General features: G+C 73.5%; 6 protein-coding genes and 1 pseudogene. 2 read left to right on the forward strand and 5 right to left on the reverse strand.

Annotated features, from left to right (window positions below; genetic code table 11):
- Positions 1 to 36 precede the first annotated feature (36 nt).
- The 4 genes and pseudogenes from ACYF6T_RS38225 to ACYF6T_RS38240 all read right to left on the reverse strand — a co-directional run bounded on the left by ACYF6T_RS38225 (position 37) and on the right by ACYF6T_RS38240 (position 7,326).
- Positions 37 to 1,000 (reverse strand): annotated as a pseudogene (locus ACYF6T_RS38225) (substrate-binding domain-containing protein).
- A gap of 178 nt (positions 1,001 to 1,178) precedes the next feature.
- Positions 1,179 to 3,791, reverse strand: a complete 2,613-nt coding sequence (locus tag ACYF6T_RS38230) for an MFS transporter (protein WP_461702441.1) — start codon at positions 3,789 to 3,791, stop codon at positions 1,179 to 1,181.
- Positions 3,792 to 3,887: 96 nt separating this feature from the next.
- Positions 3,888 to 5,801 carry an AMP-dependent synthetase/ligase gene (locus tag ACYF6T_RS38235; protein ID WP_461702442.1) on the reverse strand — a complete coding sequence of 638 codons (1,914 nt, stop codon included), beginning with the start codon at positions 5,799 to 5,801 and terminating at the stop codon, positions 3,888 to 3,890.
- Between the two features lie 238 nt (positions 5,802 to 6,039).
- Positions 6,040 to 7,326: an acetyl-CoA C-acetyltransferase gene (locus tag ACYF6T_RS38240; RefSeq protein ID WP_461702444.1), complete on the reverse strand. Its 1,287-nt coding sequence runs from the start codon at positions 7,324 to 7,326 to the stop codon at positions 6,040 to 6,042.
- An 88-nt stretch (positions 7,327 to 7,414) separates the two neighbouring features.
- On the opposite strand from ACYF6T_RS38240, the gene ACYF6T_RS38245 reads away from it, so the two are divergent.
- Together ACYF6T_RS38245 and ACYF6T_RS38250 are read left to right on the forward strand one after the other, a co-directional pair.
- Positions 7,415 to 8,731: a 3-oxoacyl-ACP reductase gene (locus ACYF6T_RS38245; RefSeq protein ID WP_461702445.1), complete on the forward strand. Its 1,317-nt coding sequence runs from the start codon at positions 7,415 to 7,417 to the stop codon at positions 8,729 to 8,731.
- The gene (locus ACYF6T_RS38250; protein WP_461702446.1) at positions 8,731 to 9,570 is read left to right on the forward strand and encodes a MaoC family dehydratase; all 840 of its coding nucleotides are present in this window, start codon (positions 8,731 to 8,733) and stop codon (positions 9,568 to 9,570) included. The genes ACYF6T_RS38245 and ACYF6T_RS38250 overlap by 1 nt, the downstream gene beginning before the upstream one ends.
- 4 nt (positions 9,571 to 9,574) lie before the next feature.
- On the opposite strand, the gene ACYF6T_RS38255 is transcribed toward ACYF6T_RS38250, so the two are convergent.
- Positions 9,575 to 9,915, reverse strand: a 341-nt coding sequence (locus ACYF6T_RS38255) for a hypothetical protein (RefSeq protein WP_461702447.1), incomplete at its 5' end; no start/stop codon positions are given.

Genomic DNA, 9,915 nt, shown 5'->3' on the forward strand with positions numbered 1-9,915 from the left:
ACCTGGCGGCGCCTCCGGCCGGATCGGGTCCCCGCCTCACTCCAGGCCGGTCTCCGCGCAGGCCGTCGCGTACGCCGGGGTGCAGATCTGCCGGACCGTGTAGACGCCGTCCTTGATCACCGTGGCCTCGATGTTGGTCTTCGTGAGGGCGACCACGGGGACCAGCATCGAGGGGATGTTCTTCTCGGTCGGGCTGTCGACCGTGTCCTCCGTCAGCGCGTCGAACTCCAGGTCCTTGCCCTGCACCAGCGCGACCGCGATCTGCGCGGCGTTGGTGGCCTCCTCCCGGAAGGACTTGTACACGGTCATGTACTGCTCCCCGGCCACCACCCGCTGCACCGCGTCCAGGTTGGCGTCCTGCCCGGTCACCGGCGGCAGCCTGGTCGCCCCGGCCTGCTTGAGCGCGTCGATGACGGCGCCGGCCATCCCGTCGTTGGCCGAGTAGACGGCGGCGATGCCGTTCAGCCCGACGGACCGGATGGCGTCCTTCATGTGGGATGGCGCGGCCCTGCACCTCGCCGACCAGTTCGTTGTCGTGGGAGACGTACGCGCTCACCGGCCCCTGCGCCAGCCGGTCGTAGGCGATGACCGGGATGCCGGCGGCCTTGGCCGCGCGCACGTCCGGCGCGATGGCCTCGGCGTCCAGCGCGTCGACGAGGACGACGTCCACCTTGTCGTCGATCATCTGCCGGAACTGCGCGCTCTGCTTGGCCGTACTGGCCTCGGCGTTGGCGTAGTCGACCTTCCCCTTGCCGTGGGTGAGGGCGGCGACCTCCTGCTCGATCAGGGGGCGGTCGAACCTCTCGAAGCGGGCGGTGTCCTTGTCGGGCAGGAGCAGGCCGACGGTGATGTCGTCGCCCTCCTTCGGGCTCGCGGAGCCGTCGCCGCCGCCCACCGCGTCGAGCGCGCCGCAGGCGGTGAGCGACAGGGCCGAGGAGAGGGCGGTCAGGACCGTGGCGAGGTGGCGCGCAGCCGTCCTGTGGGTGGTACGAGGTGTCACGTGCAGGGACCTTCCGAACCAGGGAGCCGCGTCGCGCCCCGAGTTGCCGACAGCCAAGCGGCAGCCGTGTGTCACGTCAAGAAGTTGTCGTAACAAGCCCACAATCCACACAAACGGCGTCCGTCTCCGGGAAGTCCCGGACGGCGGACGCCGGTTGTGTGCATGCGGTGTGCGCGGATCACGCCTCCTTGTGACCGAGCAGCACGTCCACGCCCTCCCGGCTGCCGTCGACCGTGACCGGCGTGGCCACCGGCGGGTACCCGCTGGCGATCACGGTGTACTGCTCACTGGAGAGATCGGTGAAGCAGTAGCTGCCGTCGACGCTCGTGGTGCGCGTGCCGACGACGTTGCCGGCCGCGTCGACCAGCGTCACCAGGGCGTCCTCCAGCGCGCGCCCGTCCTGCGCGCGGACCCTGCCGCGCAGGGTCGCCGCCACCCGCAGCCGGATGTCGACGGAGGCGGTGTCGGTGGAGACGGTCGCCGTCACGGCGGCCGGGCGGTGACCGGGCGCGCTGACGCCGAGGGTGTAGTCGCCGGGCGGCAGGTCGCCGAGCCGGTACCCGCCGTCCTCGGCGGTGGTGGCGGACGCCGTCACGTCGCCGTGTGCGTCGGTGGCCACCACCAGCGCCCCGGCCAGCGCCTCGCCGTTCCCGCCCCGCACGGTGCCGGCCAGTCCGCCCGCACCGGCCGGCAGCACGAGGTCGTGGGAGAGGGGCGTGTCGGTCAGGGTGAGCGTGGCGACCTGCGGCTGGTGACCGGGCGCCGAGCCGATGAGGACGAGGCTGCCGCGCGCGGGGGTGTCCACCGCGTAGCCGCCGTCCTCGCCGGAGAGGGCGCGGGCGACCTGGTGCCCCGCCGGGTCCAGCAGGGTGAGCGCGGCGCGGGCGACGGGGGCGCCGAGCACATCGCGCACCTGCCCGTGCAGGGCGGGTCGGGCGCCGAGGGCCGGGCTCGTCCCCTGGGGCGACCGCGACTCGACGGCCCCCGCGGTAACACCGGCGGCCGGGCTCCCGCCCCGCCCCCGCATCCCGCCATCGCCCCCGGCACCCTCACCGGCCCGCACAGCCCCGGCATCCTCGGCGACCCGCACAGTCTCGGCATCCTCGCCGCCCCGCACAGCCCCGGCACCCTCGCCGGCCCGCACAGCCCCGGCACCCTCGCCGGTCCGCACAGTCTCGGCACCCGCACCGGCTCGCACAGTCCCGGCATCCTCGCTGGCCTGCACAGCCCCGGCACCCGCACCGGCCCGCGCGCCCCCAGTGGTTCCGTCGGCTGCGGTCGCGGTGCCGGCTCCGGTGTCCCCGGCACTTGCCGCCTCCGCCTCCGCCGTCCTCGCCTTCCGGGTCCGGAACAGCAGCGCCGTCGCGATCACGGCCGCGGCGAAGAAGCCGGCCGACCACCAGTACGCGACCGCGTAACTGTGCAGCGCCGCCTTCGCCTTGACCAGCGGGTCGGTCATGTGGTGCCGCGCGTAGTCGGTGGCGGCGTCGGCCGCCAGGGTGTTCAGCAGCGCGGTGCTGATCGAACCGCCCACCTGCTGCGTGGTGTTCAGCGCGGCCGAGGCCACGCCCTGGTCGGCCGCCGCCACGCCCAGGGTGGCGTAGCTCATCGCCGCGGGCATCGACATGCCGAGCCCGGCGCCCATCAGCAGCAGCGGCGGCAGGACGTGCGGGGCGTAACTGCTGTCCAGTTCCAGGCGGGTGAGCCAGACCATGCCGCCCACGGCCAGCAGCATGCCGACGGGTACGACGGTCTTCGGGCCGATCCTCGGCACCAGGACGTTGGTGGACAGCTGCGCCATCACCATCAGCGCGCCCACCATCGGCAGGAACGCCACGCCGTTCTTCACCGGCGAGTAGCCCAGCGTCGCCTGGAGGTAGTAGGTCAGGAAGAGAAAGACGCCGAACATGCCGGCGGAGGAGATGAGCACCGTCGACAGGGCGGCGGCGCGGTCGCGGTCGGCCAGCACGCGCAGCGGCAGCACGGGATGCTTCGCGCGGGTCTGCCAGAGGAAGAACGCCACCAGCAGCACCCCGCCCCCGGCGAGGAAGCCCCAGGTCATCCAGTTGCCCCAGTCGTGCGTCTCGGCGTTGGCGAAGCCGTAGACGATGCCGAACAGGCCGCCGGAGACCAGGACCGCTCCGAAGACGTCCAGCCTGGGCCGCTCGGCCGGGACGGAGCGGCCGATGAAGACGGCGGCGCCGATCAGCGCGGGGACGGCGATGGCGTCGTTGACGTACAGCGTCCAGCGCCAGTCGAGGTACTCGGTGAGCAGACCGCCGAGGACCAGGCCGACGGCGGCGCCGGAGCCGGCGATGGCGCCGAACACGCCGAACGCCCGGGCACGTTCCTTGGGTTCGGTGAACGTCGTGGTCAGCAGGGAGAGCGCGGCCGGCGCGAGCAGCGCGCCGAACAGGCCCTGCACGGCGCGCGCGACGACCAGCATGGCGAAGCCGTCCGCGGCGCCGCCCACCGCGGAGGCGGCGGCGAAGCCGACGATGCCGACGACGAAGGTGGTCTTGCGGCCGAAGAGGTCGGCCAGTCTGCCGCCGAGCAGCAGCAGGCTGCCGAAGGCCAGGGAGTAGGCGGTGACGATCCACTGCCGGCCGTTGTTGTCGAAGCCCAGGTCCTGCTGGGCGGAGGGCAGCGCGATGTTCACGATGGTGGCGTCGAGGACGACCATCAGCTGGGCGAGGCCTATCACGGCCAGTGCCCACCAGCGGTGCTTGGGCGAGGCATGCGGCCGGCCGGGCGGTGCGGCCTGAACGGCGGCAGCCGGAATGGCTTCCACGGTGGTACTCCCCACATCGGTCCGAAACCGTTTCGTACAGCAAACTAGGCCAGTTCCGGAGCGAAACGCAAACGTTTCGATTTCGGGACGCCACCCTCACCGCTCGTAGAGCGCCTCCACCTCCGCCGCGAAGTCCCGCATCACGATCTCGCGCCGGAGCTTCATCGAGGGGGTCAGATGGCCCTCCTCCTCCGTGAAGTCGCGGGGCAGGACGGCGAAGCGGCGGATGGACTCCGGGCGCGAGACCAGCTTGTTGGCCTCGTCCACGGCCCTTTGCAGTACCGCCCGCAACTCCTCGTCGTCCACCAGGAGTTCGGCCGGGACCGGGTGCTTGCCGTTCATCCGGCGCCAGTGGGTGATGCCGTCCGGGTCGAGGGTGATCAGGGCGCCGATGTAGGGGCGGCGGTCGCCCACGACCATGACCTGGGAGATCAGCGGGTGCTGGCGCAGCCAGTTCTCCAGCGGGGCGGGGGCCATGTTCTTGCCGCCCGCCGTGATGATGATCTCCTTCTTGCGGCCGGTGATGGTCAGATAGCCCTCGTCGTCCAGCCGCCCGATGTCGCCGGTCGCGAACCAGCCGTCGGAGGAGGCCGGGGTGACCCCGCCGCCGTGCGGTTCCCAGTAGCCGCGGAAGACCTGGCCGCCCTGGAGCAGGATCTCGCCGTCGGCCGCGATCCGCACCTTGGTGCCGGGCAGCGGCCAGCCGACGGTGTCCAGACGGGGCTTGAGCGGCGGGGTGACGGTGGCCGCGCCGGTGGACTCCGTCAGGCCGTACCCCTCGTAGATCTCCAGGCCCGCGCCGGCGTAAAAGGCCGCGAGACGGCGGCCGAGGGGGGAGCCGCCGGAGATGATGTGCCGGATGCGGCCGCCCATGGCGTTGCGGATACGGCGGTAGACGAGCGGGTCGTAGAAGGTGCGGGCCGCCTTCAGGGCCGCGCTCGGGCCGGAGCCGGTGCCGGCGTGGCGGGCCTCCACCGCCTCGCCGTAGCGGACGGCGACGTTCGCGGCGCGGTCGAAGACGCTCACCCGGCCGCCGCTCTCCGCCTTGGCCCGGGCGTTGTTGTAGACCTTCTCCAGCATGTACGGGATGACCAGCAGGAAGGTCGGCCGGAAGGCGGCCAGGTCGGCGAGCAGGTCGTCGGCCTGGAGGCTCGGCGCGTGACCCAGGCGCACCCGGGCGCGCACGCAGGCGATCGCCACCATGCGGCCGAAGACGTGCGACATCGGCAGGAAGAGCAGGGTGGCCAGGTCCTCCGATGCCTTGGACTTGAAGATGGGGTAGAGCAGTTCGACTGCGTTGTCGACCTCGGCGAGGAAGTTGCCGTGGGTGATGACGCAGCCCTTGGGGCGGCCGGTGGTGCCCGAGGTGTAGATGATCGTGGCGAGCGTGTCCGGGACCAGCATGCCGCGCCGCACGCCGACCTCCTGCTCCGGCACCGGCCCGCCGAGCTCCGCCAGCCGGTCCAGGTGGCCCTTCTCGACGATCCACATGTGCCGCAGGTCGGGCAGGTGGCTCAGCTCCGGGCCGAGCGCCGCGGCCTGGCCCGCGGTCTCCGTCACCAGGGCCACCGCGCCGGAGTCCTGGAGGATCCAGCGGGTCTGGAAGACGGAGGAGGTGGGGTAGATCGGGACGGTGACCAGCCCGGCGGCCCAGGCGGCGAAGTCCAGCAGCGTCCACTCGTAGATCGTCCGCGCCATGACGGCGATGCGGTCGCCGGGCATCAGCCCCTCCGAGATCAGCCCCCTGGCGAGGGCCAGCACCTCCTGGGCGAACTCGGCCGCCGTGACGTCCCGCCACCGCCCGTCCTGCGTACGGCGGCTGAGCACCCGCGCGTCGGGCGCCGCGTCCGCGTTGTCGAACGGCAGGTCGGCCAGCGAGCCGTAGGCCGGCGGCGGGACGAGCGGCGGGACCGACGCCTCGCGCACCTCTCCGTCCAGCCGCCGGATCTCGGGTTCCACGAGCTGGGGCACGCCGTCGTAGTCGTACGCGGACGGGTAGGACAGAGACATGGGCAGCTCCTGAGGCGTGCAGCTCGATCGCGCTCTGCTGGTTGGTACGTGCAGTGCGTACCGAGACGTTCACCGGCGGTGTGCGGCTGGAGAGTTACCGCGGGTTAGGACGGTGATCGTACGGCGCCCTCGTGGGGGGTTGGTGCGGGTTCGGCGGTGGTCCGGAGCCGGGCCTGTGCAACCTCGGAGGTTACGTGAGGATCGCTCAGGTCCGGCCCGCCGTCCGGGCCGCGGCCGTTCAGGCCCGCTCCAGGATCGCCGTCACTCCCTGCCCGCCCGCCGCGCAGACGGAGATCAGCCCGCGGCCCGGTCCGCCGCGTTCGGCCAGCAGCTTCGCCAGCGTCGCCACGATCCGCGCGCCGGTCGCGGCGAAGGGGTGGCCCGTGGCGAGGGAGGAGCCGGCCACGTTCAGGCGGGCCCGGTCCACCGGCGCCAGGCCCCGCTTCTCCCAGGCGGCGAGCGTGGCCAGCACCTGGGAGGCGAACGCCTCGTGCACTTCGAGCAGGTCGAAGTCGTCCAGCCCGAGCCCGGCCCGCTCCAGCATGCGCGGCACCGCGTACGCCGGTGCCATCAGCAACCCGTCCTCGCCGCCCGCGACATCGCCGTGCACGAAGTCGACGGCCGCCGTCTCGTACGCCGTCAGGAACGCCAGCGGCTTTAGTCCGCGCGCCTCGGCCCACTCCTCCGAGGCCAGCAGCACGGTCGCCGCCCCGTCGGTCAGCGGCGTCGAGTTGCCCGCGGTCATCGTCGGGTCGGGCGCGTCCAGTCCGAACACCGGCTTGAGCGTGGCGAGTTTCTCCACCGTCGAGCCCGGCCGCAGGTTCTGGTCGCGGGCCAGCCCCCGGAAGGGCACCACCAGGTCCTGGAAGAAGCCGCGTTCGTAGGCCGCCGCCAGCCGCTGGTGGCTGGTGGCCGCCAGTTCGTCCTGCGCCTCGCGGCTCACGCCCCAGGCCCGGGCGGTGACCGCCGCGTGCTCGCCCATCGACAGACCGGTGCGCGGCTCGGCGTTGCGTGGGATGTCGGGGACCAGGTGCCCGGGCCGCACCTTCGCCAGCGCCCGGAGCCTGCCGCCGAGCGACTTCGCCCGCCGCGCCTCCAGCAGCACCCGGCGCAGCTCGTCGTTGACACCCAGCGGCGCGTCGCTCGCGGTGTCGGCGCCGCCGGCGATGGCCGCGTCGGTCTGGCCGAGGGCGATCTTGTTGGCGGCGGCGATGACGGCCTGCAGCCCGGTGCCGCAGGCCTGCTGGATGTCGTACGCCGGGGTGCGCGCGTCCAGCTTCGAACCGAGGACCGTCTCGCGCGCCAGGTTGAAGTCGCGGGCGTGCTTGAGGACCGCGCCGGCCACGAACTCGCCCACCGCGCCCGGCTCCTGCAACCCGTACCGCTCGACCAGTCCGTCCAGGGCGGCCGTCAGCATCTCCTGGTTGGACGCGGTGGCGTACGGGCCGTCGGAGCGGGCGAACGGGATGCGGGCGCCGCCGATGACCGCCACGCGACGCGTCCGAGGGGGCTCAAGGGGGCTCATCTTCACCTGCTCCTCACCCGTGACATAGGATTACCTCCGGTAACCTTACTCCAGAGTCAGTACATGGGACCCGAGCGGGGAGATGGACATGGCCGACCGCTATCTGCGCTTCACCGGCACCGCACCGGGCCGCTTCCTGACCGGTCGCCTCGGGCTGCCACAGCCGGCCCCCCTGCGCCGCTGGTCGCCCGAGCGACCCACGCTGGACGGCCCCCTGCTGCACCTCACCGCCGGCAAGTCCGACCTCGACCTCGCGCCCGTCCTCGCCCGCACCGGTCTGACCCCCGGCCAGGACGCCCCCGCCGCCGTCGTCCTCGACGCCACCGGCGTACGGGACGTCGACACGCTCGCCGAGGTGCACGCGGCCCTGCACCCGGTGGTGCGGTCGGTCGCGAGCAGCGGCCGGGTCGTCGTCCTCGGCGCGCCCCTGGACGCCGCCGACCACCACCAGGCCGCGGCGCAGCAGGCGTTGGAGGGGTTCACACGCTCGCTCGGCAAGGAGATCGGGCGCGGCCGGACCGTCAACCTGCTCCGGCTGACGGACGCTTCGGCGGCCGAGTCCACCCTGTCCTTCCTCCTCTCCCCCAAGTCGGCCTACGTCAGCGGCCAGGTCGTCGAGGTCGGCACGGCGCCCGAGGTCCCCGGGGCCCCCGCAGTCCCGGCCGACCCGGACCGTCCCCTCGCCGGCCGCACCGCCCTGGTCACCGGCGCCGCGCGCGGCATCGGCGAGGCGGTCGCCGAGACGCTGGCCAGGGACGGCGCCCGGGTGGTCGTCCTCGACGTGCCGCAGGCCCGGCAGGACGCCGAGCGGGTCGCCGAGCGCCTGGGCGGCAGCGCCCTCGCGCTGGACATCACCGCCGCCGACGCCGGCGAGCGGATCGCCGCCGCCCTCCCCGACGGCCTGGACGTGCTGATCCACAACGCGGGCGTCACCCGCGACCGGCGGCTGGTCAACATGCCCGCCGAGCGCTGGAGTTCGGTCCTCGACGTCAACCTGGCGAGCGTGCTGCGCACGACGGACGCGCTGCTGTCGCGGGGCACCCTGCGCCCGGGCGGCCGGATCGTCGCCACCGCCTCGATCGCGGGGCTCGCCGGGAACGCCGGGCAGACCAACTACGGCGCCAGCAAGGCGGGCGTCGTCGGCCTGGTCCGCTCCCTCGCCCCGCGGGCGCTGGCCGAGCACGGGGTGACCGTGAACGCGGTCGCGCCCGGGTTCATCGAGACGAAGATGACGGCCGCGATCCCCCTGTTCATCCGGGAGGCGGGGCGCCGGATGAACTCGCTCGCGCAGGGCGGGCTGCCCGCCGACGTCGCCGAGACCACCGCCTGGCTCACGCACCCGGGCTCGGGCGCGGTCAACGGCCAGATCGTGCGCGTATGCGGCCAGAGCCTGCTGGGGGCGTGATGTCGACCGTCCTCACCGGCTCTCCCTCCCTGCCGCCCCTGTTCGCCCGGGGCGCCCTGCTGTCACCCTTCAAACGCCCGAGCCCCGACGCGGAGTTCCCGCGCACCCGGCTCGTCCTGCCCGCCCTGCGCGTCGACCTCGCGCGGCTCGCGGCGTACGAGAGGGTGTGCGGCTTCGCGACCGGCGCCGACGCGCTGCCGCCGACCTATCCGCACGTCCTGGGCTTCCCGCTGGCCATGCGGCTGATGAGCGACCGGGGCTTCCCGCTGCCGCTGCTCGGACTCGTCCACACGTCGATCGAGATCACCCGGCACCGGCCCATGCCGGCCACCGGGGAGTACGAACTCGCCGTGCACGTCGCCGGACTGGCGCCGCACCGGCGCGGCACCGAGGCCACGGTGGTGACCGAGGCGCGGGCCGGCGGGGACCTCGTATGGGAGTCGACGAGCACGTATCTGGCCCGGCACCGCACCACGCGCCCGGCGCCCGGACCGGCCGGGGACGATCCCGCGGCGCTGCCCGCGGTCGCCGAGTGGCACCTTGCCGGGGACGTCGGCCGCCGCTACGCGGCCGTATCCGGCGACCGCAACCCCATCCACCTGCACCCGCTCACCGCCCGCCTGTTCGGCTTCAGGCGGCCCATCGCGCACGGCATGTGGACGGTGGCCCGCTGCCTGGCCGCGCACGGCACACCCCAGCGCGCCACGGTGACGGCGCGGTTCAGGGCGCCGGTGCGGCTGCCGGGGACGGTGACGTACGCGGCGGACGGGGACCGCTTCGAACTGCGCGGCGGTGACCAGGTGCACGTCCGGGGAGAGGTGCGCCCGCTCACCGCGTAGGGCGTCAGGCCACCCAGCCCAGGACGAGGCCGCAGACCAGCGCGAGGCCCCCGGCGGCCCAGACCGGCGCCTCGCGACGCGTCCTCCACCGTTCGACGGCGAGCGTGGCGAACACGGCGACGAAGAGCCGGAAGAAACTGTCGGCCAGCGACCCGTCCAGCGCGGTGACGACCTGGCCCGTGCCGAAGCCCACGGCGGTGCACAGCAGGAGGGGTCTCGCCGCCTCCTTCTCGGTCACCAGCACCAGGACGGCGATGGTGACCACGACCTGCAGTATCTCGATGACCAGCATGACTGCCTCTCGTGTACAGGGCGGGTGGCGGCCGGGGACGCCACCCGCCCCCC

It is taken from the genome of Streptomyces sp. 7R007 (assembly GCF_054850255.1).

Coding starts and splice junctions, on each gene's coding strand:
- ACYF6T_RS38235 (WP_461702442.1), bottom strand. CDS start 5,801: ATGTCTCTGTCCTACCCGTCCGCGTACGACTACGACGGCGTGCCCCAG.
- ACYF6T_RS38245 (WP_461702445.1), top strand. CDS start 7,415: ATGGCCGACCGCTATCTGCGCTTCACCGGCACCGCACCGGGCCGCTTC.
- ACYF6T_RS38240 (WP_461702444.1), bottom strand. CDS start 7,326: ATGAGCCCCCTTGAGCCCCCTCGGACGCGTCGCGTGGCGGTCATCGGC.
- ACYF6T_RS38250 (WP_461702446.1), top strand. CDS start 8,731: ATGTCGACCGTCCTCACCGGCTCTCCCTCCCTGCCGCCCCTGTTCGCC.